The following is a 26,331-nucleotide window of genomic DNA, read 5'->3' on the forward strand; positions in this document are numbered from 1 at the left end:
CGCTAGACCACCCCAGCCAATAATTGTTCGATCGGCTGCATCAGCGATTTTGCCGTGAACGGCTTGGTCAGATAGGCGACGCATCCCGATGCCATCGCGGCCATGCGCGTCGCCGGATTGTCATTTCCGGTGATGTAGATGACGGGAACCTCGATGCCCTGATCCGCCAGGCGGTGTCGCAGTTCGATCCCGGAACCATCGCTGAGATTGATGTCCAGGATGATGCACAGCGCGCTCTCGAAGCTGCCATGCCCAAGCAAGGCACTTCCGGTCTCGAACAATCTGGATGCGAATCCATACTCCCGCAGCAGCCGTCCGATGCCACGGAGCATGGAGGGATTATCATCCACGACGAAGACGAATTTCGCGGTAGGCAAATCCTGACGCCTCTACGTTATCACCAAGCCAAACCCTCGACCTGCTGCCCAACGTCCACGCTTGGACGAAAGATACACGGCAATCTCGCCGGCGCGCGATACCGTCGCGGCCAATACCGGAGATACGCGCCGTGACAGCGCTTTCATATTGTACCATGGGACATGGACGGCAGGAGCCAGCCCGAGCCGGTCAACCCTTGATCTCGCCATCGAGCGCGCGCGCGCCGAGCCGCTCGGCGATCGAGACCAGCTCGGCAAGCGATTGCACCTGCATTTTCTCCATGACCTGGTGACGGTGCGCCTTGATGGTGCGTTCGGTGGTGCCGAGCTCATAGCCGATCTGCTTGTTGATCCGGCCGCGTACGATCAGATCGAACACTTGCCGCTCGCGTGGGGTGAGCCTCGCCAGCAGGGCACGGAGTGTGTCGAGCTTGGTGCGCCGACTGCGGGCCAACTCGTGCCGCGCGACGGCGCGATTGATGGCCTCGATCAGTTGCTCTGACGCGATCGGCTTGGTCAGGAAATCCTCGGCGCCGGCCTTGATCGCCTGGACGGTGGTCGCGGTGTCGGCGTGTCCGGTGAGGAAGACGATCGGAAGCGTCGACTCCAGCTCGTTGAGGCGGACCTGCAGCTCTGGGCCACTCATTCCGGGAATGCGGACGTCCAGCACGATGCAGCCGGCGTCATCATCGCTCGGCAATCGATCGAGCAGTTGCCGCGCCGATGCATATGTCGCGACACGGTAGCCGGCGAGCTTGAGCCTGCGCTCGAGTGCTGTGCGAAACGAGGCGTCGTCGTCGACGATATGCACGTAAGCGTGCATTGCCCTCTCCTGCGCGACCGACGGAAAATGCAGCGCTGGCTAGATTAGCACTGCCTACCGCCAAAGTAAGAGCCCAAACGAGCTACGCCGCGAGCGGCAGCGAAAGGTGAAAAACCGCACCGCCACCGGACTGGTTCTCGGCCCAGATCTGACCGCCGTGCGCCAGCACGATGGTCCGCGCGATCGACAGGCCGATGCCCATGCCCTGCTCCTTCGTAGTGAAGAACGGATCAAAAATGTCGTCCAACCGATCCTGAGGAATTCCGGAGCCGGAATCGGAGATTGAAATCACGGCCGACGCCGCCCCGTTGACGTCAGTACGGCCGATGATCGTGCGCCCGTAGGGCATCTTGGCCATCGCATCCATGCTGTTGACCACGAGGTTGAGGATGACCTGCTGCAACTGGACCGGGTCACCCTGCACCCGCAGGACCTGCGGCGACGTCTGCAGGTAGATCGCGACATTGCGTGCCGAAGCCTGCAGCTTGAGGAAATCGAATGCCTCCCGCATGGTCTGGTTGAGGTCGATCTCCTTCTTCTCAAACGGCGCACGCTTCAGCAGGCTGCGCATCCGGCGGATCACCTCGCTCGCACGCAGGTCGTCGCGCTTGATGTCGGAGATGATTTCCCGCACCTCCTGAAGGTCGGGCGTCGGCGAGCCGAGGATCAGCTCCGCGCTCTCGGCATTGGTCAGGATCGAGCCGAGCGGCTGATTGAGCTCATGAGCGATCGAGGATGACAGTTCTCCGGCCGTCGCCTGCCGATTGCTGTGAGCAAGCTGGGACAGGCGATTGCCGGCCTCGACCTCAGCCTTTCGTCGCATGTACCGCTCGTGCAGCAGGAACGCGATCAGCAGGGTCTGAAACAGCACCGCCGTGGTGAGCGCGATCACCCGCCAGCGATATTTTTCCAGGAAGGACGGCTCGCGGAAGCGAATTTCGCTGCCGTGCGGCAGACTGGCCTCGCTGACATTCCAGCGCTGCATCTGGTGCCAATTGAAGATCGGCTTCACAGCGTCGATGACCGACGGTGGCAGGCTGTCCGGCGCTTCGCCATCCAGAATCCGCAGTGCCCGTTGTGCCGCCTCGGCACCGATCAAGGACGGGGAGATCACGAATCCGCCGATGCCGCCCGGCTCGAGAAACGTCTCCGCTGCAACCACAATGGGACGATTGGCCTTCGCTGCGACGAATGCGAGGGCATCCGAGGGCGGATAGTAATTGCCTTTGCCGTCGCTATAGAGACCTGTGTAAATGATCGCGCTGTGGTCGGGTAGCGCGGCTACCTGCTCGATGACCTCGGGCATCGGACGTCCGATAATCTCGATCAGGTCAAGGCCAGGAAGGCCGGTCGCCACTTGATCCTTCCAATTGCGGAAAAGAACTTGCCGATCCCATTCGGCGCCAACGAGTGCGACCGTCTTGAGATCTGGTACCACAGCGCGGGCGGCCAGAACGGCATCCTTGAGCTTCAAGGACACGATCCCGCCGGTGACGTAGGCCGGCGGCTGCAATCGCTTGAAATCGCCCTCTTCAACCAGCGCGAACACGATCGGCGTGTCCGGCCAGAGCTGCGGGCGCCAGCGGATCGCAAGCTCGAGCGCCGCCGCGCCGACGGCAACGACGACGCCGATCGGTCGATCACGGTATTTCTCCTCGAGAAATCTCCGGAAGCCGTCCTGATAGGCCTCACCTCCGAAGCGATTAAGATCGAGGCTCTCGGTGTAGATCGTCGTCGGCGCGTGACCATGTGCGCTCACGGCATCCCGCAGCCCGACGAAGACCTGGTAGTAGAACGGGCCGCGCCGATCGGACTGGTCCAGCACCAGCATGGAATGCGGACGCATCCCCTGCGCCCGGAGACCAGCCGGCGACAACAAGCTAGCCAGCAGGATGATCAGTCCAGAGAGCCGAATTGCCTTGCCCATAGCGCTCGCAGCCGGAGGTCAACGGGGTCAGGAAAGCTAGCACGGTTATCGCCGCAAATATTGAAAAGTAAGGCACGACTTGCATACCAATTGCGAACAAATTGGCGCATTCCGCGTACCCTGTCCCTTGGGACAATGGCCTCAAGACCAATAGAGCCCGGCCGGGCCGTGTCGTAGTCATTGTGCGCGGACCAGCATTTTCGAGCCGCAGCGTCTTGGTGAAGAGAGTTGCTCCATGTTCGCTCGCGTCAATGTCAGACCGGCCAACGCACCGAGCATCCTCGGCGGGCTGACCGCCCAGCACGCCGATTTCGTCACCAGCGAATTCCACTACAGGAAGGGCGCCGAGATCTACGGCGAGAAGGAGCCCGCGGAATATGTTTACCAGGTCGTCTCAGGGGCCGTCCGCAGCTACAAGCTGCTCTCCGACGGACGGCGCCAGATTGGCGCCTTTCATCTCGCCGGAGACATTTTCGGCCTTGAGAACACCGAACACCATCGCTTCACCGCCGAAGCTGTCGTCGACACCAATGTGCGCCTGATCAAGCGGATGAGCCTCGAACGGGGGGCCTATTCCGATTCCGTACTGGCTCGCAACCTGCTGGTCATGACCACCAGCAACCTGCGGCACGCCGAAGACCACATGCTGCTGCTCGGCCGCAAGACCGCGTTGGAACGCGTGGCGGCGTTCTTGCTCGAAATGGATCGCCGGCTGACGGGAGTAGGCGTCGTCGCTCTGCCGATGTGCCGGCGTGACATCGCCGACTATCTCGGCCTGACCCTCGAGACCGTATCGCGTGCACTATCCAAGCTGCATGCCTACGGAGCCCTCGACTTCCTCGGCTCGAACCAGCGCGAAATCATGCTGGTTGACCGCGGCAAGCTGGCCCAGCTCGACAATTGAAGCGGCATCAGGGGGATTTCGCGAACGCGGCCTGGCGCTCGAGGGTCTTCTGCAGCACCTCGAACAGGACCGCGGTCGACCAGCCGAACATCAGAATGCCGTTCATGGCCGCCATCGGTCCGATCAGCCGCCATTCCTTGACAGGAATCACGTCGCCGTAACCGAGCGTGGTGTAGTTCACGAAGGCAAAATAGAGCAGATCGCTGCCGGCGGGTGCCGCACCGGCCGCGAGATAGGCCAGCGACCACACCACGATCTCCAGCGTGTGTGCCACCATCAGGATCAGCGCAGCCGCCACCATCACGCCGCTGAGCTGCAGCCCGAACCGGCCGGCAGCGCTCAGGGTGACGTTTCGCAGCAGTCCGATCACCCCGACGGTGAACAGCGAATGCAGCACGATATTGATCGCACTGACCGCCGATCCCACGATGAGCTGAAATAGCATCACTGCTGTCCTGCCAGCCGCGCGCGGTCGTCGCGGATCCATGCCGTGAACAATTCCCAGGCGACGGCGAGAATGATCGGCCCGATGAACAGGCCCACGATGCCGTGGGCGAGCGTCCCGCCGATCACGCCCACGAAAATGACAAGCGCAGGCGTGGTCAGGCCGCGCCCCATCACCAGCGGCTTGAGCACATTGTCGATGACGCCGACGACCAGGAAGAACAATGTAAAAGCAAGCGCCGTCGAGAAGTCCTTGGCCGACCAGAGCCAGATGATAACGGGAAGCAGCACGACCACCGCGCCGATCTGCACGATCGCGAGCAGCATCACGACAAATGCCAGCAACCCGGCGCTCGGAATCCCTGCCAGTTTGAAGCCGACGCCGGCCAGCAGCGATTGCAGGACGGCGACGCCGATGACGCCCTGGGACACCGCCCGGATGGTCGCGCCTGCCAGGTCGAGGAAGTGCTCGCTCTGCTCCGGCACGATGCGGGACAGGAAGCTCCGGCACGCGGCAGCAAGCTGCCGACCGTGCGGAAACAGAAACCCTGCCAGGGCGACCGCGAGCAAAAACTTCAGCATCCCGACGCCCGCATTGCTTGCGAACGCAAACAACAACCCGGCGAGCGGCTTCAGATGCGGCACCACTTCGCGCAGCACCGCGCGCAGATTGGTCGACGCCCGATCCCAGAGGTCGTAGAGCGGACCACCGATCAGCGGCCAGGTCTTGACCTCCGGCCACGGTGACGGCACGAGAACATGACCGGCGCTGAGTTGCGCGGCGATCTCCCGCACGCCCTCCACCGCCCCGATGCCGAGCCAGGTTGCCGGCCCAATCACGACACCTAGGGTAACCAGGGTCAGAACGAGGGCCGCAAGGCCCGCGCGACCCCCGAGCATCCCTGTGAGCCAATTGAAGACCGGATAGAGCGCGACCGCGAGCACCACGCTCCAGGCCAGGACCGGCACGAACGGGCGGACCAGGAGGAACGACCAGTAGACCAGCAGCGCCAGCAATCCGAGGCGAATTGCCAGCTGGATGAATTCGTCTCCGGCCACGAGCTGGCGAAGGGTTTTCAAGGGCGTGCTTTCGATTGAGCGTCAGCAGGCACATTGGAAGCGGTGCCATCGCCTCGGCACACGCTGCTTGATCCAGATCAAGCGTCTGGTGGCGCCGGCTGACAGGCTTGCCTCAGCCGTTTCGATCACAGCCGCGCGTGTCACCCTGATGTGGAGGATGTCGTGAACAACACCAAAACCTTGCTGGTCTTGACCTTGCTTGCGAGCACGGTCGGCATTGGCGCGGGCCAGGCGGCTCCGCTGCCGACCAACATCGCGACCATGAAAGCCGCGGTCGACAACAACGCCGTTCAGGTCCGTTGGGGCGGCTGGGGTGGTGGCTGGCGCGGCGGCTGGGGCTATCGCGGTTGGCGAGGAGGCTACGGCGGCTGGGGCTATCGAGGATGGGGCGCCGCCGCTGCCGGTGCAATCGTTGGCGGAGCCATCGCGAGCTCGGCCTATGCCGGGTATCCGTATTACGGCGCCGGATACGGCTATGGCTCCGGATACGGTGGCGACTATTGCTCGCCTGGCGGAGGCTATGGCTACGCGCCGGCCTATTACGCCCGACCGCGCTATTACGGATGGTAGGCCGATCGTCAGGCGCCAGGTGGGCCTCCGGTCACGTCACCGGAGGCCGAGCAGTGAACGCCGGTAGCCGCTTTCGCGGGCTTCATTCCTGCACACGAAGCCGCCATCGTAGCCCCTGGCGTAGCGGCTCTGCCCTTTGAGATAATAACGTCCACGGCGGAAATCGAGCCAGACGACGCTATCGCCAGGACAATGACGCTGCGCCTGGGCCTCATAACGGAAAGGCGTCAGCGGCAACGCGACCGTCTGCTGTGCGCAGCAGAGCAGAAAGAACGTGGCGCAGGCTGCAATACCGAATCTTGCCGACATGTCGTCTCGACGTTCGATCGGACTTGCAGCCAGCCTGAAGTGCATCCATCACCGCCGAACGTATCCGTGCCGTGCTGGCTCGCTCAGAGCGATAGCAATCCAAAGGCAAACGCCGCGGTCGACAGCATTCCGCCTGCCATGACCAGCACCTTGAAAGCAAGGTCGCCGTCGATGGCCTCAAGCCAACGATCCAACCAGCCGCGGGCGCGAGCCGATGGGCTTGCGCGAACGATTCGACTAAATATGTCGCCGCCGTTTCCCATGATCGTGAGCGTAGATCACGGTGAAGCCGGGTGACCAGTGCAGCCTGTGCCACCCGGTCGAAATCACTTGCGACAGACTGGCTCACCCAATCGGGCTATGGCAGCCGGCCGACGGCCGCGACACACCCGGAGCGGCTTGATTGTACGCGGTCAGCGCTTCGTCGCCCCGCTCTTTCCTGTCGCCGCTTCGTAGGCATCGCGATAACCCCTGGCGATGGTCCGGACGCCGCGTCCGATATCGTCGTAGACATCATCAGGGAGGTTCGCGAGCGATACCCGGAGCGACCATTCCGGTGCATCGAAGCCGCCTCCGTTCAACAGCACGATCCCGTGGGCCTCAGCCAGCCTGAACGCGAGGTCAAGCGGGTGGACATTCTTCTTCAGGTGTTCGACGGCGTCGTCGCCGATGTTCTTGCGGGCCCAGAACTCGAAATCGATCAGGGCGTAGTACGCATCGTAGTTCGGATTGGGGCTGAGCTTGTCGGCGAGCCCCAGCCCGTCGAGCAGCGACCACAGGCGCTTGTTGACGATCTCCATGCAGGCAGCCTGATAGGCCTTGTTCACGTCCAGCATCTCCGCGAGCGAGAACAGGCTCATCATCACCTGCTGCGGCAACGACAGTCCCGCGGTGTGATTGAGCGCCACGTCGCGGCTGTCGGCCACGATGCGGTCGATCAGCTTGAGCTTGCGCGGTTCCAGCGTCAGCGGCCCGTAGCGCTTGTCGAGCGCCTTCACGGCATCGTCCGGAAGATTGGCGATCTTCTTGTCGAAGATGTTGTCCTCGTGGATGGCGATCGCCCCCAAGCGCCATCCGGTGCAGCCGAAATACTTCGAATAGGAATAGACGCCGATGGTGTTGTGCGGCAGCTCGCCGAGCAACGAGCGGAAGTTGTGCACGAAGGTTCCGTAGACGTCGTCGGTCAGGATCATCAGGTCGGGGCGCTTGGTCCTGACCAGATTGGCCAACTTGGCGATCGTCTCCTTGCTCAACGCCATCCCCGGAGGGTTGGACGGATTGACGACGAAGAAGGCCTTGACCTTCGGATCTTCCAGCTTCCTGATTTCCTCGTCGGTGAACTGGAATTTGTTTTCCTGCGGCGCCCTGATCTGAACGACCTTCAGATCGTAGTCTTCCAGGTGAGTCATCTCGATGTAGGGCGTGAAGATCGGCGTCGCCAGCGCAATCGTATCACCGGGCACCAGCAGCCGGTTGGCCTTCAGCGACTTGAACAGGTAGCACATCGCCGCGGTGCCGCCCTCGACCGCATAGATGTCGAACTTCCCGGCCGGCCGGGGCTCGCCGCAGACCGCCCACATCAGGTATTCGTGCACGATCTTCTCGTTGTGCACCAGCATGCGATCCGGTACCGGGTAATTGTCGCCGATGATCGAATCCACCAGCTCGTGGACGAAGGCATCGGGATCGAAGCCGAACTTCTTGACCGCAAAGGGCAGCATCTCTGTCAGGAAGCTCGCGCCGGGCATCTCCTTGTGCTGTGCGAGCCAGGCCTCGAACCGTCCGGCAATGCCCTTTGCCTGAGGCATGCCGCCGATCCCCGCCGGATGCTCCATCACCCGCTTGCTCTCGGTGATGGCGAATTGCCCGAGCAGGAAGAAGCCCTCGCGCGGCGTCGTGGCGATCCAGTTGGGGTTGCCCCGTCCGGCGTTCAGGAAGGGCATCTGGCTCCGCTTCGAATTGCTCTTCGCGAGGTTGATCAGCTCGTCCTTGATCTCGAACGGGCTCAGCGCCTCGAATTTCTTCAGGGTCAGAAGATCGGCCATTTTGACACTCCCGGGGCGATGCACGCTGTTGGAATGGAAGCGACAGGCTCTGTTGCCCGCGCAATCGCGCGCAGCATGATCGGCAGCCGGGAACGGCCCTTGATCTATGTCAACGGTCTCGTGCGCGCGATGCACGCACCGAAGGACGCTCGCGTCGCGGTGCAACGTGCGAACCCACGCCTGTGACAAGACGATGAAGCTGCAAGGCAAACGCCGTTGCGATTGACATAGATCAACATCCGTCTCGCCGACCGTTGCCTGATGTCCCCGACACGATTGCTTCGCCCTGCCTCAGCGCACCCGGCGCTGGATCGAAGCAGGCGCAAGCCGAGGTTCCGGGACAGCATGAACGGGTGACATCATGATCGATTGGTTCTTCCAGACGCTCCGCACCTATCCCGAGATCGCGATCTTCCTCTCCTTGGCGCTGGGCTACTATTTCGGATCCTTCACCTACAAGGGTCTTGGACTCGGCGCCGTCACCGCGACGCTGGTCGCGGCGGTCATCATCGGCCAGATCGGCATCACCATTTCCGGCCCGCTGAAGCCGTTCTTCTTCCTGATGTTCCTGTTCGCGATCGGTTATGGCGTCGGACCGCAATTCGTGCGCGGCATCGCGCAGGACGGTATTCCGCAGGCGATTTTCGCGGCCGTGGTCTGCGTGTTCTGTCTGCTCTCGGCGTATTTCGGCGCGAAGATCGCCGGCTACGACGTCGGATCCGCCATCGGGCTCTATGCCGGCTCGCAGACGATCTCCGCATCGATGGGGCTCGCGACCGACGCCATCAATCGGCTTGGTCTGCCCGCGGACGAAGCCAAGAAGCTGCTCGATGCCATGCCGGTCGCCTATGCCGTGACCTATATTTTCGGGACGGTCGGATCGGCGATCGTGCTGGCCCTGCTCGGACCCGCGCTGCTCGGCATCGATCTCGAGACTGCTTGCAAGAAATACGAGGAAGAGCATGGCGGCAAGAAGGAGCTCGGCGGTCCGGGGACGGCCTGGCACCAGTTCGATCTGCGCGCCTATCGCGTTCGCGAGCGCGGGCCTGTCGTCGGCAAGACGGTCGCGCAGGCCGAGGCCCTGATTCCCGATCATCGCATTTTCGTCCTCCGGCTTCGGCAGGGCGGCAAGGTCGTGGAGGCAACCTCCGACACCGTGATCCATGCCGGCGATGTCGTTGCCGTCGCCGGGCGCCGCGACGTGCTCGTGCAGCTGATCGGCGAGCAGGCCGAGGAAGTCGATGATCGCGAGCTGCTGGCGGTGCCGATCGAGGGTGTCGATGTCTACGTGACCAGCAAGGACGTCGACGGCAAGACGCTGGAGCAGCTGGCGAGGGAACCCGGCGCGCGCGGCGTGTTCTTGCGCAAGATCGCAAGGGGCGCGATCGCGACCGAAATTCCGATCCTCCCCAATACCAAGATCAACCGGGGCGACATCGTCACCCTGGTCGGCCGCACGTCGGATGTCGCTGCCACCACAAAGATGCTGGGCCGGCCCGATCGCGCAACCGATATTGCCGACGTCGCCTTCATCGGGGCAGCCATTGCGATCGGCGCCCTGGTCGGCGCCTTCGTCTACAAGATCGGAAGCGTGCCGCTCACGCTATCCACCTCCGGAGGCGCGCTGATCTCCGGTCTGTTCTTCGGCTGGCTGCGATCCGTGCACCCGACGTTCGGCCGCATCCCGTCACCGACGGTGTGGTTCATGAACTCGGTCGGCCTCAACGTCTTCATCGCCGTGGTCGGCATCTCCTCGGGACCGGGATTTGTCGCCGGATTGCAGAAGCTCGGCTTCAGCCTGTTCCTCTGGGGCGTCGTCGTGACCACCGTGCCGTTGATCCTGGCGATGTTCGTCGGCAAATACCTGTTCCGCTTCCACGACGCGATCCTGCTCGGATGCTGCTCCGGCGCGCGCACCACGACCGCATCGCTCGGCATGATCAACGACCGCGCGAAAAGCCAGATCCCCGGCCTCGGCTATACCGTCACCTACGCGGTCGGAAACACGCTGCTGACGATCTGGGGCATGGTGCTGGTGATGATGATGACTTAGCCGCGGCCAGGCAGATGTTGATCTGGCTGCAGCAGTTCCTGGTCCGCTATCCGGAGCTCGCGCTGTTCCTGGTGATCGCGGCGGGCTACTGGATCGGAAGCTTCAGGATCGGCGCTTTCAGCCTTGGCCCGGTGACGGGCGCGCTGTTCGCCGGCCTTGCGGTCGGCGATTTCGCACATGTGCCCGTCTCCGGCATGACCAAATCGTTCCTGTTCCTGCTGTTCCTGTTCGGGGTGGGCTATTCGGTCGGTCCGCAATTCGTGCTGGCGATGAAGCGCGACGGGCTGAAGCCGATGCTGATGGCCGTTGTCGTGAGCCTCACCGGTCTTGCGGCGGCGATCGCCGTGGCCCGCGTGCTGCGGCTCGACCCCGGCTTTGCGGCCGGGCTGATGTCCGGCGCCCTGAGCCAGAGCGCCGCAATGGGTACGGCGACCGACGCAGTCAATTCGCTGCCCGTGTCCGACGCACAGCGTGCGTTGTTCGTCTCGCACATCGCGGTGGCCGATGCCGTCTGCTACATCTTCGGCTATGCCGGCGTGATCACATTCTGCACGATCGTCGTGCCGGCGCTGCTGAAGATCGACCTGAAGACGGAAGCGCTCAAGCTGGAGCAGGCCCTGGGCATCACGCGCGCCAGGCCCGGCCTGGCGTCGGCCTGGCGCAAGTTCGAGCTGCGCGCTTACCGGCTGGATGATGACGCGGCGATCGCCGGTCTGACGGTTGCCGCCGCCGAAGCGCGCGTGCCCGGGCAACGCGTGTTCATCCACCGCATCCGCCGCGGCGAGCGCATCCTCGAGGCGGAGCCCGGAACGATGCTGGCGGCAGGCGACGTCATCGCGCTGTCCGCGCCGCGGCAGACCATCGTGGAGCTGATCGAACCGCGCGGCGAGGAGGTCGAGGACCGCGAGCTGCTCGATATCCCGCTGATCTCGGCCGACGTGTTCCTGATCAACCCGAAGCTTGCGGGCACGAGTCTCGAGCAAGCGTCGGAACAGAGCTGGGCTCGCGGCCTCTATCTGCGCTCGTTGAGCCGGGGTGGCGAGGCACTGCCGATTGCCGCCGGCGTCGTCCTGCAGCGCGGTGATCTGCTTCGCATCGTCGGTCCAGAACCGGTGGTGCAGAATGCGGCCAAGAGCATCGGCGTCATCATCGCGCCGAGCACCAGCATCGATTTCGTCGTACTGGGGCTCGCGATCTTTCTCGGCGGCCTCGTTGGCGTTCTCCTGAGCTTCTCCGTTGGCGGCATCACGATCTCGCTGAGCACCAGCGTCGGCACCCTGCTCGCCGGACTTCTGGTCGGCTATCTCCGCACCCGCCTGCCGTATTTCGGCCGGATCCCCGATGGCGCGGTCAGCCTGATGACGTCGCTCGGACTGGCGGCCTTTGTCGGCCTGACCGGGATTCACGCCGGGCCGATCTTCCTCTCCGCCATCCGGGAGTCGGGCATCGGTCTGCTGCTGGGCGGCATGATCGTGACCCTGTTGCCGCAGATCGTCGGCTTCTGCTTTGGCCATTTCGTCCTGCGCATGAACCCGATCCTCCTGCTCGGCGCATTGACCGGGGCGCAGACGGTGACGGCTGCGATGGCCGCGATTCAGGAGCGCTCCGGCAGCTCCGTGGTAGTGCTGGGCTACACGCCCGCCTATCCGATTTCGAACATCCTGCTGACGACCTGGGGATCGATCATGGTGGTCGTTGTCGCGGGATGAGCCGACGCGCGCGTAGTCGCCTGGCCAGCCATGGCCCTCGACCGAACCTGCAGACCTGATCACGCAGGCCTTCCGCGCCCCGTCGGGATCGGGCTGCTACGGTTCGCACCTTCACTGACAAACCAGGACGGGCGTCTTGGCCTGTGCCAGCACCTTGTTGGTCACACTGCCGATCAGCAGCGCGGAAAGTCCGCTGCGCCCGTGCGAGGACATGACAATCAGGTCGCAGCCCTTATCCTTGGCCGCTGCGATGATGGCCTGATGAGGTTGCCCATTCTCCATTTGGATCGTCTCACAGGGAACAGCGGCCTGCTTCGCCGCGTGCGCCGCGCGATCCAGCGCGCTGGTGGCCTGTTCCTTGCGTATCTCCGCATATCCTGCGAGCACCTCGCGATACCGCGCCCCTATTTCCGAGAAGGGCTCGACGACGAAGATGACCGATACTTTGGCTCCGAGGGATTTTGCGAGCGCCAATCCCTGCGCGACCCCATGCTCCGCCATTTCCGACCCATCTGTCGGTATGAGAATATGCCGGTACATTCTTCACCTCCCGATTGCTGGACGACGTATCGAGGCCTCCGATGCAATTTGGCCTCTGTTTTGGGTACGGCGTTGAGATAGATCAAGCCATCAGCTATGATACGGCGCTCGGCGATGCGCAGATCGAGGCGTCCGGATGGGTCCGAGAGTTGGAATTGCCATCCGGCGGGACAACGCGCATTTTTGGGTCTCCTTTACTGATTGACGGGAAGAACCTGCCGATCAGGCGCCCGCCACCGAGACTGGGCCAGCACACCGAAGCAGTCTGATCCGCAATCGGAGGAACCTCGCAATGGCCGGTATCCAGCCTCTAAGGCTCTTCATCGCCGAAATGACCAAGCTCGCAGAATTGGGCTTGGACGAAGCGGCGTTGTTGGAGCGAGCTCGTCCGCTGATGAGCCAGCTTCTGTCCAAGGATGACTGGCTTCCTCGCGCGTTTGCCGAGCCCGATGGACACAGCTACCGGCAGTACCTGCTGCACTGCGATCCGCTCGAGCGATTCTCGCTGGTCAGCTTTGCTTGGGGGCCGGGCCAGGCGACGCCGATCCACGACCACACCGTTTGGGGAATCCTGGGCGTGTTGCGCGGATCGGAAATCTCGCAGCGCTACGTTGCGGCCGATGGAGATGTCCATGAATGCGGCTCGAACGAAATACTCGAAGCAGGTGCAATCGACATGGTCTCGCCGTCGATCGGCGACATCCACAAGGTCTGGAATGGGAGTAAATCAAGAATCTCCGTCAGCGTGCACCTGTATGGTGGGAATATCGGCGCGATCAGGCGTCACTCGTTCGAGGCCGGCGGTGGGGTCAAGACGTTTCAGAGCGGATACACTTCAAGCGTGATTCCGAACGTTTGGCAAAGCGCGACATAGATACGACCGTACATCCGACCGAGCCGGTGAACCGGCAAGAAATTGGGCCACCATGCAGAGCGGCCCAAGCCTGGGAGGAACTGGTTCACGAAAGAACGCGAAAGGCTATGCGGGCATGCATAGCCTTTCTTGAGGCTAATAGCGTCGAATAGCTCTTTCTGCGCCGTCGTTACCAGTTGCGCCGCGCGCGGAGCAGAAGAAGCACGTTGTTCTGGTCTTTCAACTCGTACACCGCCGTCGGCTTGCCGACGGTGGCGCCGCTCGTGGTGACCACGCCCGCCATCTTCTGATCCAGATGGATGAACGTGAGGTCAGCCATGAACGTCAGGTTCTTGACGGGAGTCCACTGGGTCTGGGTGCCGATCTGGGCGATACTGTAGTCGGGGTTGCAGGAAGCCAGCCCGGCGGTCCCGAAGGTCGCGCCGAACGTGCCACCCACGCCGTTGCCAGCAGGACCGCAGATCAGGCCCTTGGCGGTGTTGTTATACATGACGCCGGCATAGGCGCCGTAGATGCTCGTATTCCAGTACGGGTCCCAATTGTGGACGTAAGCACCGCGGAAGCCCCAGGTCGAAACCAGCTGCTGCGAACCGCCTGCCGCGAACACCGAGTCGGGCGCCATGCCGAACCCGACGCTCTGATAGGCGCCGGCCAGGCTTGTGCCGCCATAAAGCGTGTTGGTTCCCGCCTGGGTGGCCAATTCGTGGATGTTGTAGCGCGTCGCACCGTTGGTGTAGACGCCCTGCACGTTGATGGTGTCGCCAGGTCCCGTCGGGATATTCTTGATCGACAGCGCCAGCTGACCAGCCCAGCCCCATTTGTCGTCGGGATGACCACTCAACTCGGTACCACCGTAATAGGCAGCATGGTTGTTATGCGCAGCGAACGAAGCCTGGAAGAGCCCCCAGGCCTGGTCGACGCGCAGCATCGAGACGAGGTCCGGAGCGATCGTGCCCGCGTAGTCGCTCGTGCCCCACGCACCGCCGGCGGCCAGGTTGTTCACGCCGGCCTGATAGTAAGCCGTCTGATCCTGGGCCGACAGAGACAGCGAGACGCCGTTGCCGAACTCGGCAGTATAGGTGAACTGGTTGACACCAGTGATCGTGCTGCCGCCGCCGACGAGACCGTCGAAACTGTTGCCTGGATAGGCCAACCAGGGCGCACTGAACTGTGAGGCGGTCTTGCCGATGGTGAACCCGGCGAATTGGATGAAAGCGTAATACACGCCGACCGTACCGTTTGCGACGGCACCGCCGTTGGCGTTGTTGGGAGCCTGACTGAACGGCGCAGGTCCGGCCGGCGAATAGACCGTCGCCCCCGTTCCGTTGCCGGCGTAGGTATCAGTCGCCCATTGAAATACCGTGTCGAAGTAAGTGCGGACCACGCCATATTCCGTCGCGGTGCGGGTGTCGATGTTGAGGTCCTCGCGCGAGCGCCAGGTGTAACCATTCGTGAAGCGATTTTTGGCACCGCCAGCGCCAGCGGTGTTGCCGACGTTGTCAGCGTTCGTGTTGACGACGACGTCCGCGAGCAAATAACCACCCAGCTTGATGCAGGTGTCGGTCCCAGGAATGTAGTAGAAGCCAGGACCGTAAAGGGTGCAGGTCTTGACGTATTCGACCGCCTTGGCCTTCACCGGAAGATCGGCGGCCTGAGCTGCACTCAGCGTGATCAGGCTCGCCGCAGAACTAAGGATAAATCGCTTCATAAGTCTTCCCCCTCTGAAAAAACAGGATCCCACGCCCGAAGTTCATGACACTCTCGTGCAAGGGGGGCTCCGCGCGGATATGCTAAGTCGACATAGCGAGCGATTAATTCTCGTGCGAACAGCGGCGCTCAACGCACGGGCAGCAATTCCAACAATTGGGCAAACAGGAGCGGCCGACGTTCAAACGTTGGGCAGCAATGCCAAGCTCGCACGTCGACGTGAGGCGCATCTCCGATACCGAACGAAGCCCGTGGATATCCTGCTCGGCGATTCGCCAACCTTGCGAAAGCCTGTTTGAGCTGATGACCCTCTGGTAACGGCTCAGTTCGCCCCGTCGGCTACGATCGCCTTGATTTCCTTGCGAACAGCCCGGGTCAACGGCGTGTCTTTCGTGCGCGGGGACATCGCGAGCAGCAGATTTCGCGTCAGTTCTGGGTTGACGATGCGGACACTGTGCAGCCGTCCGCTGTCGAGTTCCGGCCGAACGAGACGAAGCGGCAGGAGAGCGTATCCATAGCCCTCCGCGACCAGATCCTTGATCGAGAGTATCGAATCGACCTCGCACTTTACGTTGATCTGGCGCGCGCGCTTCTTCGCCAGCAGGTCGACCTCCCTCCTCAGCGCGTGCAACTGAGAGGTCAGGATGAGCGGCAAGCCGAGGACATCCTCGAAGTCGATTGTATCGGCATGGACGCCGGTCTCTGGCGAACCGACAAGATAAATCTGATCGGACGACAGCGTCTCCGAGAACAACTCGCTGCTGACCCTCGGCAGATAGACGACTGCGAGATCGACGTCGCCACGAAGCAGCCATTCGTGCAGATGGCCGCTCAATCCCTCCACCACGCTGAGCTTGACCAGAGGAAAACCGCTCATGAAGCGCTTGAGCAGCGGCGCCGTCAGCGTCGACCCGATGCTGGCGGGCAAGCCAAGTACAATTTCACCGGCCATGGTGTTGTTGATCTCTGCAAGGTCCGCCTTCGCCCTCTCCATGCGGTCAACGATCGCCCGCGCATGGTCGAGAAGCCGGCGCCCGGCCCCGGTCAGGACGATGCCGCGGCCGTGCCTGAGGAATAGCGGCGTTCCGACTTCCTCCTCCAGCAGCTTTATCTGCCTGCTGATCGCGGGTTGCCCGACTCCTGAGGAAGTGGCCGCAGCGGAGAAGCCGCCATGTTCGGACACAAGCATGAAGTACTGCAGCTGCCTGATATCCATCTCTGTCTTGCCCTGACTTTGGCGCTGCCCTTGCTGCGGATCACCCGAAACCCCGGATCACTGTCGATTCCGACCCCACCGTGCATGTCAGTGTATCGTCCGTCCGGCGCGGAACGAAAGACTTTCTCCCCGAGCCGTCCCTCCGCTGTCAGCCTGCGGACACTTGTTCGCGCAATTCTGGCTGAGGCCGAAGCCGCGAACCCGGTCGAGCCAACCCGAGATGCTCGCGCAGGGTCGCCCCTTCATATTCTTTGCGAAACAGGCCGCGACGCTGCAACTCGGGGACCACCAGCCTTGCAAAATCGGCAACGCCGCCGGTCATCGTCGAGGGCATGACGTTGAAGCCGTCAGCCGCCTTCTCGACGAACCACTCCTCCATCAAGTCGGCGACCTGCTTGAAGCTTCCCACGGCGTTGAGGTGCCCCTTGGAAACGGAGGCGCGGATATAAAGCTGCCTGATGCTGAGATTCTCCCGCCGCGCCATGTCGATGAAGAGCTGCTGGCGGCTCTGGATCAGTTTCGCGCTCGCCTCGGGAATTTCGGGAAGGGGTCCATCGAGCGGGTAGCCGGACAGGTCGAAGCCGACGAAGCTCGACAGGTGCGCCAATCCGACGGTCGGGTCGATCAGGCTCTGAAGCTGGGCCATCTTCTCGAGGGCTTCATCCTCCGTGCGCGCCACCGTGACGGCCAGGCCGGGCATGATCTTGATGGCCTCGGCGCTCCGGCCGTGTTGTTCGGCCAGCGTCTTGATCTCGGCGTGGAATTGCTGCGCCTTCTTCTTGTCCGGCTGCGCGGTGAACACGATCTCGGCGGTACGGGCCGCCAGCGCCTTGCCCGGCCCGGACGATCCGGCCTGCACGATCACCGGGTGCCCCTGGCGGGAACGCGGAACGTTCAAGGGCCCCCTGACATTGAAGTGCGCCCCGGCGTGGTTGAGGGTGTGCAGCTTGGTGTGATCGAAGAACTGACCGGTCTGCTTGTCGCGCAGGAAGGCATCGTCCTCCCAGCTTTGCCAAAGGCCCTTGACCACATCGACGAACTCCTCCGCACGATGATATCTCTGCTCTGCGCTCAGACCGTCCGCGTAGCCGAAGTTCTCGCCGGAATCGGTGTTGGCCGTGGTCACCACGTTCCAGCCCGCACGGCCGCCGCTCATCAGGTCCAGCGAGGCAAACAGGCGCGCGACCCGGTAGGGCTCGTAATAGGTGGTGGACGCCGTCGCCACCAATCCCACCTTGCTTGTCGTCTGAGAGAGCGCCGACAACAGCGTCAGCGGTTCAAACTGCGCCACGACCCTGTTGGCGGTATGCGACAGCGCCTCCAGGGGCCACCCACCGTGAATGCCGTCACCATCGGCAAGAAACAGGAGATCGAACTTGGCCGCTTCGATCTCGCGGGCGAGCTCGGCATAGTAGCCGGCGTCGATGTGCATATCGGTCCTGGATTCCGGCAGGCGCCATGCGGCGACGTGTTGCCCCGTCGGCAACATGAACAGGCCGAGTTTCATTTGCCTTTCAGGCATGCATTCTCCTTTGCAACGATACGCGCTTCATTCGGGGGCTGAAATCTCGCGGTAGCCGCCTCGAAAGTAGACGAGCGGATCACCCCCGAAATATTCGGCATTGAGAACATCCCCGATGATGATCGTGTGATCCCCTCCCGGGTAGCTTTGCGCCATGCGGCATTCGATGATCGATATCGCATCGGACACGTAGGGAACGCCATTGCTGGTGAAGCGATCCAGAATGTCCAGCTTGTCGGCATTCTTCGTTGCGAAGATGCGCGATACCTCCTGCTGCGCGGCGTTGAGGTAATTGATGCAAAACATGCGGCTCTTGAGGATGCGCTTGAGCGTCGCCGACTTCTGGTCGAGGCAGACGAGATACTGCGGCGGGTTGAGAGACAGCGTGGTCACGCTGGTCATCGTCAGCCCCGAGGGTCCTTCGTCGCAATCGGTGGCCGTCACCACGGCGACGCCTGAGGCCCAGTTGCTTGCCGCCTTCCTGAATAGCCGTTCGTCCAGCACCCATGCCCTCCGCCGGTTTGATGTGATGGCGTTGCCCGCTCCACACACCTAGCAGGGCCGTCCGCAAACTCACCGAATAACCGCTATGACTTTTCCCGATACATGCTCTCCCTGGTTCATCGCGGAGGCCATGTGATGCGGTGACGGCTTGCTGCCGCCAAGGGTGTTGAAGCCCTGGCGGCCGCCCACCGTCGCCGCGGCTATGCCACGTCAGCATTCCCGTCGGGCGGGGCGGACCTGCTACCGGTTTTCCGGAAACGCGGAGGAAACGATGTCAAACGTGAATGTTCAGCTCAACGACCGGCCCCTTGGACACAGGATTACCGGACTGGATCTGTCACGCGACATATCCGACGCCGAGTTTGACGAGCTGAGGCAGCTCTACGAGCGGTACGGCGTGATCGTCGTTTCGGGACAAGACATGTCTCCCGAACAACAGATTCGCTTCAGCCAACGCTTCAGCGAACTCGTGCGGTTTCCAATGGCGCAGTTCAACCTGGCGGACTATCCCGACATCTTGGTGGTCTCCAACGTCATCGAGAACGGCAAGCCGATCGGCGTGGGCGACGCCGGCCGCTGCTGGCACACGGACATGTGGTACACGGACGCCCCGCCGCGGGGATCGCTTCTGTATGCCCTTGAGGTTCCGGTCGAGAATGGGCGCGCGCTGGGAGACACGATGTTCGCGAGCACCAGCCACGCTTACGACACGCTGTCCTCCGACATGAAAAACTTTCTCGAGGGCCGCATGGCGACGTTCAGCCACGACTATCATGCAGAATGGCGGGCAAATCAGACAGCCTCCGAGAAGTCAGGGGCGCGCAAGACGCGCAGCGAGACCTCGATCCCGGACAACCGACACCCCCTGGTGAAGATCCATCCCAAGACCGGACGCAAGTGCCTCTACGTGAGCGAGGGCGCGATCGTCGCGATCGACGGCATGGAGCACGCGGAGGCGATGGCTCTGGTCGATGAATTGCTGCAGCATGTCACCCGCGAGGACGTCGTCTACCGCCACAATTGGGCTGTGGGCGATCTCCTGATGTGGGACAATTATTCGTGCCTGCACTGCGCGATTGGCGACTTTCCGGCATCGCTCCGCCGGCGCATGTATCGCACGACAATCCGCTAGCGCGGCCGGCCTGCAACGCGCTCGCGCATCGGCCCTGATTGAATCAGAGCCGATGCGCGAGATACTCGTTTACGCCTGTCCGGTCGCGAAACGACGTTCGCTCCGCTCGACAGCGCTCATTTGCCGCTGACATTCCGATACGTCTATGCCGACAGCCGCCGGCATGGTTCGTCGCGTCCCGCAGGTTGAAATCGGCCGCTGGCTCAGAAGGTAGGCCAGCGAGGTGCCCAAGCTCCGGTTGCCCGCAACTCCGCTTCGACCGCACGGCCCGCTGCCAGGACGAGGGCATCGTCGTTATGGCGGCCGATCAACTGAACGGCCACAGGCAGCCCGCTCTCCGTGCCTGCCGGCATTGTCAGTGACGGAACACCGAGCACGTTTGCCGCCGGATTGAAGCCGACATTGGTCCATTGCGCGAAGCTGGGCGACGCCGGCGGAGCATAGACGGGCGCGGCGCCCCTGCTCGGCGGCATCAGCACGAGGTCAGCCTGTGTCATGGCCAGTGCGAACCGCTGCCGCAGGACCGCTCGCTGTCGGGCCGCAAGGAGATAGTCATCGCCTGAGATCAGGGCTCCGAGATGCAGCTTGAGACGAGTGTCGCGACCGTAGAGGCCGGAATGCGCGGCGAGGCGTTCGCGGTGATAGCTGTAGCTTTCACAGGTCGCCATGATTGCGCCGACTGCGTCGAGCTCCTCCAACGAAGGAAACTCGACTTCGACTGCCTCCGCACCGATGCTCGTCAGAGCCTTTTCGGCTGCGTCAATTGCCCGAATCTGCTCATCGCCCAGCACCCGATCGAAGTATCGAAGACGCATGAACTTCAAGCCGTCAGGGCATCTGGCACTCTCCGAAGCGTAGCTGGCAACGGGACGCCGGAGCTGCACCGTCTCGTGCGGATCGACGACTGCGATCACGTCGAGCAGAAGCGCGACGTCTTCAACCGTCCGGGCCAGAGGCCCGACATTGTCCATCGATTCCGACAGGGCCATGGTGCCGGATCGGCTGACGAGGCCCTCGGACGGCTTCAGGCCACATACCCCGTTGAACGCGGCTGGGACACGAATCGAGCCGCCGGTATCGGTTCCCAACGCCGCGAAGACCTGCCCTGCGGCGACCGCCGAACCTGAACCTGACGAAGAACCGCCGGTGCTGTGAGCGGCATTCCAGGGATTGCGCGGCTGCGGTGCCAACGCGGTCTCGTCATCATGCAATCCAATGGCAAACTCATTGGTCGCCAGCTTGCCGAGGAACACAGCTCCGGCATTTCGCAGCAAGGAGACGGTGAAAGCGTCGGTCTTGGCCACGCGATCGGCATAGAGCCGGGAATGCCCAGTGCATCGCATGCCGCCGACATCGATGATGTCCTTGAATGCGATCGGAATCCCCGCGAGCGGCGATACCTCATCCCCACCCCTGCGTTGCTCATCCGCCGCCGCGGCCATGTCCAGGGCGGACTTCGGATCGAGCGTGATGAAATTGCGAAGAACAGGCTCGGCCTGGTCGCAGATCGCCAGCTTGGCCTTGGTCAGGTCAATCGCACTGACTTCACCCTTCTCCAGGGCGCGGGAAGCCGCTGCGAGAGTCTCAAACTCTGTCGTCATTTGTTGCTTTCATCGGCACCTACAGACAAGCGACCGGTCCGGCTGGACCAAGCTCATCATGCGGATCAGCCGCCCCCATCTGCTCCGCCGTCATCCCGGCAAGCCCGCCTCAGCAAGGCGATCTTCATGTCGATCGCCCGAAGCCCGGGGGCCAGGTCCTCGATATCCTGCCGGTTCAATCCCGTGGCGCCGGCTCGCAGCAGCAGGGTCTCATAGCTTTCGATTGTGGTCGCTTCTTCCACGTCGGGACTCATTCAGACAATCCTCGCGTACCCGCATCGCGCCGCAGATCGGCTTGGCTTGAAGACCCATACGCCAGGACGCGGACAAGCTTTAGCGCCTCGGCACCGATCCCTGATCATGCCGAGTCGGCATATGTCCCCTCGCGTGGACCACGCTCGCGGCGCGAGGCCGCCCCGACCAGACCTATATCGAGACAGCATAACAAGTCCTCGGGACCGTCGCGCTACACAATCTGCCGAAAAATCGACGATCGGCGGGGCAGGATTCGGGCGGAAGGTCCCGCCGGCACTCCCGATGCCGGCATGGAGGGATATCGCAATGAACCTGGAAACATCCCTCGCCGCGCGGGACGACGCCGTCAAGCGGAGAGACGCCGCGGCATATCTGGCTGCGCTCGACGACATCCGCATGGCGCGAATTCCAGCTCAGATCGATCACTGCATCACCAATGAGTTCTTCGGACCGAAGCTGCGGGACGCCGGCGTCCGTTCAGGCGCGGACATCCGGTCGATCAACGATTTTCGCCGCCTGCCCGCCCTCATGACGAAGAGCGAACACCGCGAATCGCAGCTTGCGAGCCTGGAGAAGTATGGACACTCCTTCGGCCTGCATCTGTGTGCGCGGAAAGAGCATGTCGTACACGTCGCCGGGACCTCGGGCACGACCGGCATGCCCACGTTCTACCTGTTCAGCCGGCGCGACCTGCAGATTACCCATGACGTCGTGGGCAGAATGCTCGATCTGGCCGGCGTTCGCCCCGGCGATACGGCCTTGCACCTGTTCGGCCTGAGCATGTGGCTCGGCGGGACGACATTCATGCAGGCCTTCGAGGCCTATGGCGCCCATCCGATTCCGCTCGGCGCGGAGGCTGGCGTCAGTCGCGCGCTCCAATATCTCGATGCCTGCCGACCTCGCGTCGTATCCGGCACTCCGTCTTTCCTGACATATCTGATCGACCGGGCGCCGAAAGAACTGGGCAAGCCGGCAAGCGAGTTCGGCGTCGAGATCGTGTTCTGCGGGGGAGAGCCCGGCGCGAGCCTGCCCCATGTCCGCAAGAAGCTGCAGGACGGCTTCGGCGCCCGGCTCCATGACACAATGCTCGGCGGATGGCACAATGCCGCGGTGGAGTGCGGCGGACCCGATCATCAAGGTTTGCACTTCCTCGCCGACGAATATTGCTTCCGCTATGATCTTGTGGATCCGGTGAGCCGTGAGCCGCTTGCGCTCAGCGATGGCGCAAGCGGAGAAGCGATCCATTCGGGCCTCTACTACGAGGCCGCGCCCGGACTGCGTTATGCAACCGGTGACTTGGTCTCCCTGCGCGTCGGCGAATGCCCCCATTGCGGCCGCTTCGGCACCCGCTATTCGGTTCAGGGACGCGCAGACGACTTGCTGAACGTGCGCGGTGTGAAGATCTTTCCGTCGGCGATCAAGGACGTGGTCGACGGCTTCCAGCCGCTGACCAACGGTCAGATGGAGATCGTGCTCGACGCACCGCCGCCGCGCGTCGTCCCTCCCGTGCGCATCCGTGTCGAGATCGTCGGTTCCTTGGACGACGAGCCGTTCGATGGTCTTTCAGGCCGGATCGAAGCGAAAATCAAGGACGTACTGCGCATACCGACGGAAGTGACGCTCGTGCGCGACGGAACGCTGCCCCGATCGTCGCACAAGACGAAGCTGATCCGCATCGTCAATCCAGCAGAAGCATGATCGGACGCGGCATCCCGTGAACCAGAAAACCGCTCAGGACAGCCTTACCGCCGACCTCGCACGACAAGTGGTCGACCTGCAATACGCTCAGATACCCGAAAAGGCGTTGCGGCTGGCTCACCTCGCGCTTCTCGACTGGTATGCCGTCTCTGTCGGAGGTCTGCGCGAGGCACCCGTCCCACTTCTCGCGCGGCAGATCCTCGATGAGGGCGCGGCGCCGCGCGTCACCATGCTGGGCCGGACAGAGAGAACCTCTGCTTCGCTTGCCGCACTCTATAACGGCACCGCGGGGCATGTGCTGGACTATGACGATGTCCACAATGCCGTGCCCGGGCACGTCACCATCAACATTGCGCCGGCGGTCCTTGCCCTCGCAGAACACATCGGCGCATCGGGCGAGGCGATGCTCACCGCTTTCGTCGCCGGCTTCGAGCAAATGTGCGCAATGGGCACGGGGTTCGAGGGCCGCCTCTTCCACCGGGGATGGCAGGGCACCACGACCGGCGCGATTGCCGCGGCCGCGGCCTGCGCCAAGCTGCTCGGCCTCGACGCGCACAAGACCGAAATGGCGATGGCGCTTGGTGCGGCACAGGCGGGCGGCATTCACGGCAATTACGGCTCGATGAGCAAGTCGCTCAATGTCGGCCTGGCGGCGCAGGCGGGCTTGCGAGCCGCCCTCTGGGCCGCGCAGGGCATCACCGGGATGGCCGGCATCCTCGAACGCCCCAAGGGCGTGATCGAGGTCTTCTCGGACGGATTTAACGCCGATGCAGCGCGAGCCAAGCCGGAGGGCGGCTGGCATCTCTATCGCAATCTGTTCAAGTTGCACGCCTCGTGCTTCCTCACCCACGCCACGTTGCAGGCATGGGATCAACTGCGGCGGCAGCACGGCATCGATGGCGCCCAGGTGGGCAAGGCCACCATTCATGTCGAGCGCGAAAAGCACAGGATCGTGTTCATCAGTCCGCCCCGGGATGGATTGGAGGCCAAGTTCAGCTTGCGCTTCTGCCTGGCAATGGCGCTCCGCGACATCGACACGTCCGATCCATCTTCCTTCTGCGAGGCGACGGTGACGCGTCCGGCACTGCGCGAAACGGCGGAGCGCATCGACATCAACATCGACCCTTCCGTGCCGTTCGAGGCAGCGCGCCTCGACATCCTGCTCACCGACGGCCGGAACTTTTCCTGCCATGCGGATGCCGGGCAACCGGCAGAGGACGTCGCCGCGCTGGCGGACGCGGTGGAGAACAAGGCGCGCCGATTGCTGCACGCGATCCCCGAACCTGAAAGGGAGGCGCTGATCGAAAAATGCAGGGATCTCGCCCTTCTCCGCCGCGCCGCCGAGCTTCATCCGACACTCGCTAGAGAGAAAGCGTCGCAATGAGCAGCCCCCGTTTCGAAGCGAATGCAGCGGCACTCGCTGCGCTCATACCGGACGGGGCGTCCGTTGCGGTGCCAAGCGACAATTCGGGCGTGCCGATGGCGCTGACGCTGGAGATCATCCGTGCAGGCAAGCGCGGCTTGCGCATGATCGGCGGGCCGACGGCGGGCATTCAGGTCGACATGCTCATTGGCGCGGGATGCGTGGCCTCCGTGGAAGCGGCGGGGGTGAGCCTTGGCCCCCGCGGACTCGCGCCCCGCTTTTGCGCGGCGGTCGAGGGCGGCGAAATCAAGATCATCGACTCCACGTGCCCCGCGACCCATGCGGGATACATTGCGGGGGAAAAGCGGCTGCCTTTCATGGCGGTTCATGGAATCTTCGGATCGGACGTGCTGACGCACCGTGCGGATTGGAAGATCATCACCAATCCGTTCCCTCCGCACCAACCGCTGGTCGTCGTCCCGGCGATCAACCCCGACATATCCATCTTTCACGCGCCGTTGGCGGATGAGCACGGGAATGTTTGGGTCGGCAAGCGGCGGGAGCTCAAGTCGATGGCGCGAGCCGCCGGCAAGGTGCTTGTGACGGTGGATAAAATCGTGCCCGAGGACCTGGCCGGCAACGCCGAGTTGGCGCCGGGCCTTCTTGCGTCTCACTACATAGACCGTATTGCCCTCGCAGCAGGAGGCGCTTGGCCAACCGCATTGCCGCCTGTGCATCCTGAGGACGGCGCCGAGTTGGACGCCTATGCGGCAGCAGCCCAGACCCGCGAAGGATTCGACAGATATCTGCACCGCGCCCTAACCCCGCGAGGGCCGGCGCAATGAGCAACCCGATGGCTGGGATCGCGCGATCCGACACATACTCAAAGGAAGAGCTGCTGATCGCCACGATGGCGCGCCTGTTCGGCGATGGCACATTCATGACGGCCGGCGTGAATTCCCCGATACCCGCCGCGGCGGGATTGCTGCGAGAGCAGGTCGATCCAGGATTCTATGTCGCGGTTCATGGCGATCCCGGGCGAACGCCCTTTGTCGATGGCGGAGCCGAGGCGTTCGACATGGCGGCGCAGGGCCGGCTCGACGTATTCGTGTTTGGCGGCGTTCAGGTCGATGGCAAAGCCAACATCAACCTGGTCGGGATAGGCCCCTATCCCCAGGCAAAGAAGCGGTTCGCCGGGACATTCGGCGCCGCGTCGCTGTTCTACCTCGTCCGCAACATCGTGCTGTTCTTTCCCAAGCATGACCGCCGCACGCTGGTGGAAGCAGTGGACTTCAAATCCGCGTCGGCGATCGGTCCCAAGGAGGCATACCGGACAGGTAGCCCGAGGTGGCTTTTGAGCGAACGGTGCCTGTTCCGGTTCGATCTGGAGAAGGAGCGCTTCACCCTCGTCTCCGTGCACCCCGGCCACAGCCTTGAGGAAGTGCGCGAGCATACCGGCTTTTCCTTCGATGTGACGGACCGGGTCGAGATGACTGCAGTCCCGACCACAGCCGAACGCGAGCTTATCCGCGGCCCCGTTCGCGATGCCCTAAGCAAGCCCTACCCCGATTTTGCGCGCAAGCTTCTGGCGCGCCAATAAGAGCAGGACGCCTTGCAGGGAAGTGTGGACATCACCGCCCGCCGTTCGGCTGGCCACTTGTGCGGGTTTGCGTTAGGG

25 protein-coding genes are annotated in these 26,331 nt (G+C 63.0%); 11 read left to right on the forward strand and 14 right to left on the reverse strand.

Annotated elements, in window-relative coordinates; translation table 11 throughout:
- Positions 1 to 2 precede the first annotated feature (2 nt).
- From BRSPCE3_RS30300 to BRSPCE3_RS30310, 3 genes are all read right to left on the reverse strand, one after another.
- Positions 3 to 377, reverse strand: a complete 375-nt coding sequence (locus BRSPCE3_RS30300) for a response regulator transcription factor (protein WP_244070001.1) — start codon at positions 375 to 377, stop codon at positions 3 to 5.
- Positions 378 to 567: 190 nt separating this feature from the next.
- On the reverse strand, positions 568 to 1,200 hold the full coding sequence (locus BRSPCE3_RS30305; protein WP_244070002.1) for a response regulator transcription factor: 633 nt from the start codon (positions 1,198 to 1,200) through the stop codon (positions 568 to 570).
- An 82-nt stretch (positions 1,201 to 1,282) separates the two neighbouring features.
- Entirely contained in the window at positions 1,283 to 2,749 is a 1,467-nt protein-coding gene (locus BRSPCE3_RS30310) for an ABC transporter substrate binding protein (protein WP_244070003.1), read from the reverse strand.
- Between the two features lie 613 nt (positions 2,750 to 3,362).
- Between BRSPCE3_RS30310 and BRSPCE3_RS30315 the strand changes: the two genes are divergently transcribed.
- A complete protein-coding gene (locus tag BRSPCE3_RS30315; protein ID WP_244070004.1) occupies positions 3,363 to 4,031 on the forward strand; it encodes a helix-turn-helix domain-containing protein in 669 nt (222 codons plus the stop codon).
- A gap of 7 nt (positions 4,032 to 4,038) precedes the next feature.
- On the opposite strand, the gene BRSPCE3_RS30320 is transcribed toward BRSPCE3_RS30315, so the two are convergent.
- Together BRSPCE3_RS30320 and BRSPCE3_RS30325 are read right to left on the reverse strand one after the other, a co-directional pair.
- The gene (locus tag BRSPCE3_RS30320; protein ID WP_244070005.1) at positions 4,039 to 4,476 is read right to left on the reverse strand and encodes a potassium channel family protein; all 438 of its coding nucleotides are present in this window, start codon (positions 4,474 to 4,476) and stop codon (positions 4,039 to 4,041) included.
- Positions 4,476 to 5,555 (reverse strand): AI-2E family transporter, encoded by a 1,080-nt coding sequence (locus tag BRSPCE3_RS30325; protein ID WP_244070006.1) that lies wholly within the window; start codon positions 5,553 to 5,555, stop codon positions 4,476 to 4,478. Before BRSPCE3_RS30325 ends, BRSPCE3_RS30320 begins: the two co-directional genes overlap by 1 nt.
- 162 nt (positions 5,556 to 5,717) lie before the next feature.
- Here BRSPCE3_RS30325 and BRSPCE3_RS30330 point away from each other — a divergent pair, with 162 nt between their 5' ends.
- A complete protein-coding gene (locus BRSPCE3_RS30330) occupies positions 5,718 to 6,125 on the forward strand; it encodes a hypothetical protein (RefSeq protein ID WP_375709979.1) in 408 nt (135 codons plus the stop codon).
- A 36-nt stretch (positions 6,126 to 6,161) separates the two neighbouring features.
- On the opposite strand, the gene BRSPCE3_RS30335 is transcribed toward BRSPCE3_RS30330, so the two are convergent.
- Together BRSPCE3_RS30335 and aspD are read right to left on the reverse strand one after the other, a co-directional pair.
- On the reverse strand, positions 6,162 to 6,434 hold the full coding sequence (locus BRSPCE3_RS30335; protein WP_244070007.1) for a hypothetical protein: 273 nt from the start codon (positions 6,432 to 6,434) through the stop codon (positions 6,162 to 6,164).
- Positions 6,435 to 6,847: 413 nt separating this feature from the next.
- Complete coding sequence (gene aspD / locus BRSPCE3_RS30340) at positions 6,848 to 8,479, reverse strand: aspartate 4-decarboxylase (protein WP_244070008.1); 1,632 nt, start codon at positions 8,477 to 8,479, stop codon at positions 6,848 to 6,850.
- A gap of 361 nt (positions 8,480 to 8,840) precedes the next feature.
- Between aspD and aspT (BRSPCE3_RS30345) the strand changes: the two genes are divergently transcribed.
- Both aspT (BRSPCE3_RS30345) and aspT (BRSPCE3_RS30350) read left to right on the forward strand, forming a co-directional pair.
- Positions 8,841 to 10,532, forward strand: a complete 1,692-nt coding sequence (gene aspT, locus BRSPCE3_RS30345) for an aspartate-alanine antiporter (RefSeq protein ID WP_244070009.1) — start codon at positions 8,841 to 8,843, stop codon at positions 10,530 to 10,532.
- A gap of 14 nt (positions 10,533 to 10,546) precedes the next feature.
- A complete protein-coding gene (gene aspT / locus BRSPCE3_RS30350; RefSeq protein ID WP_244070143.1) occupies positions 10,547 to 12,241 on the forward strand; it encodes an aspartate-alanine antiporter in 1,695 nt (564 codons plus the stop codon).
- A gap of 111 nt (positions 12,242 to 12,352) precedes the next feature.
- Here the strand turns inward: aspT (BRSPCE3_RS30350) and BRSPCE3_RS30355 are convergent, their stop codons facing one another.
- Positions 12,353 to 12,781, reverse strand: a complete 429-nt coding sequence (locus BRSPCE3_RS30355; RefSeq protein WP_244070010.1) for a universal stress protein — start codon at positions 12,779 to 12,781, stop codon at positions 12,353 to 12,355.
- Positions 12,782 to 12,822: 41 nt separating this feature from the next.
- Here BRSPCE3_RS30355 and BRSPCE3_RS36195 point away from each other — a divergent pair, with 41 nt between their 5' ends.
- Both BRSPCE3_RS36195 and BRSPCE3_RS30360 read left to right on the forward strand, forming a co-directional pair.
- The gene (locus BRSPCE3_RS36195) at positions 12,823 to 13,050 is read left to right on the forward strand and encodes a CoA transferase (RefSeq protein ID WP_375709980.1); all 228 of its coding nucleotides are present in this window, start codon (positions 12,823 to 12,825) and stop codon (positions 13,048 to 13,050) included.
- Positions 13,051 to 13,073: 23 nt separating this feature from the next.
- On the forward strand, positions 13,074 to 13,655 hold the full coding sequence (locus BRSPCE3_RS30360) for a cysteine dioxygenase (RefSeq protein WP_244070011.1): 582 nt from the start codon (positions 13,074 to 13,076) through the stop codon (positions 13,653 to 13,655).
- Between the two features lie 169 nt (positions 13,656 to 13,824).
- Here BRSPCE3_RS30360 and BRSPCE3_RS30365 read toward each other — a convergent pair whose 3' ends face one another.
- The 4 genes from BRSPCE3_RS30365 to BRSPCE3_RS30380 form a co-directional block, all read right to left on the reverse strand.
- Positions 13,825 to 15,363: a porin gene (locus tag BRSPCE3_RS30365; protein ID WP_244070012.1), complete on the reverse strand. Its 1,539-nt coding sequence runs from the start codon at positions 15,361 to 15,363 to the stop codon at positions 13,825 to 13,827.
- A 321-nt stretch (positions 15,364 to 15,684) separates the two neighbouring features.
- Positions 15,685 to 16,578, reverse strand: coding sequence for a LysR family transcriptional regulator (locus tag BRSPCE3_RS30370; protein ID WP_244070013.1), 894 nt, complete (start codon positions 16,576 to 16,578; stop codon positions 15,685 to 15,687).
- 148 nt (positions 16,579 to 16,726) lie between these two features.
- Positions 16,727 to 18,085, reverse strand: coding sequence for an LLM class flavin-dependent oxidoreductase (locus BRSPCE3_RS30375; RefSeq protein WP_244070014.1), 1,359 nt, complete (start codon positions 18,083 to 18,085; stop codon positions 16,727 to 16,729).
- Between the two features lie 42 nt (positions 18,086 to 18,127).
- Positions 18,128 to 18,604 carry a flavin reductase family protein gene (locus BRSPCE3_RS30380; protein ID WP_244070015.1) on the reverse strand — a complete coding sequence of 159 codons (477 nt, stop codon included), beginning with the start codon at positions 18,602 to 18,604 and terminating at the stop codon, positions 18,128 to 18,130.
- A gap of 271 nt (positions 18,605 to 18,875) precedes the next feature.
- Here BRSPCE3_RS30380 and BRSPCE3_RS30385 point away from each other — a divergent pair, with 271 nt between their 5' ends.
- Positions 18,876 to 19,736, forward strand: a complete 861-nt coding sequence (locus BRSPCE3_RS30385) for a TauD/TfdA family dioxygenase (protein ID WP_244070016.1) — start codon at positions 18,876 to 18,878, stop codon at positions 19,734 to 19,736.
- A gap of 203 nt (positions 19,737 to 19,939) precedes the next feature.
- Here the strand turns inward: BRSPCE3_RS30385 and BRSPCE3_RS30390 are convergent, their stop codons facing one another.
- Positions 19,940 to 21,337, reverse strand: coding sequence for an amidase (locus BRSPCE3_RS30390; protein ID WP_244070017.1), 1,398 nt, complete (start codon positions 21,335 to 21,337; stop codon positions 19,940 to 19,942).
- A 65-nt stretch (positions 21,338 to 21,402) separates the two neighbouring features.
- Positions 21,403 to 21,591 carry a hypothetical protein gene (locus BRSPCE3_RS30395; RefSeq protein ID WP_244070018.1) on the reverse strand — a complete coding sequence of 63 codons (189 nt, stop codon included), beginning with the start codon at positions 21,589 to 21,591 and terminating at the stop codon, positions 21,403 to 21,405.
- Positions 21,592 to 21,898: 307 nt separating this feature from the next.
- Between BRSPCE3_RS30395 and BRSPCE3_RS30400 the strand changes: the two genes are divergently transcribed.
- From BRSPCE3_RS30400 to BRSPCE3_RS30415, 4 genes are read left to right on the forward strand one after another with little or no spacing between them, the layout of a single operon-like run.
- Positions 21,899 to 23,290: a phenylacetate--CoA ligase family protein gene (locus tag BRSPCE3_RS30400; protein WP_244070019.1), complete on the forward strand. Its 1,392-nt coding sequence runs from the start codon at positions 21,899 to 21,901 to the stop codon at positions 23,288 to 23,290.
- 16 nt (positions 23,291 to 23,306) lie between these two features.
- Positions 23,307 to 24,674 (forward strand): MmgE/PrpD family protein, encoded by a 1,368-nt coding sequence (locus BRSPCE3_RS30405; RefSeq protein WP_244070020.1) that lies wholly within the window; start codon positions 23,307 to 23,309, stop codon positions 24,672 to 24,674.
- The gene (locus tag BRSPCE3_RS30410) at positions 24,671 to 25,498 is read left to right on the forward strand and encodes a CoA transferase subunit A (RefSeq protein ID WP_244070021.1); all 828 of its coding nucleotides are present in this window, start codon (positions 24,671 to 24,673) and stop codon (positions 25,496 to 25,498) included. The genes BRSPCE3_RS30405 and BRSPCE3_RS30410 overlap by 4 nt, the downstream gene beginning before the upstream one ends.
- Positions 25,495 to 26,253, forward strand: coding sequence for a CoA-transferase (locus tag BRSPCE3_RS30415; RefSeq protein WP_244070022.1), 759 nt, complete (start codon positions 25,495 to 25,497; stop codon positions 26,251 to 26,253). The genes BRSPCE3_RS30410 and BRSPCE3_RS30415 overlap by 4 nt, the downstream gene beginning before the upstream one ends.
- The last annotated feature ends 78 nt before the right edge of the window (positions 26,254 to 26,331 follow it).

This window comes from Bradyrhizobium sp. Ce-3, assembly GCF_022835695.1.
Taxonomy (GTDB): domain Bacteria; phylum Pseudomonadota; class Alphaproteobacteria; order Rhizobiales; family Xanthobacteraceae; genus Bradyrhizobium.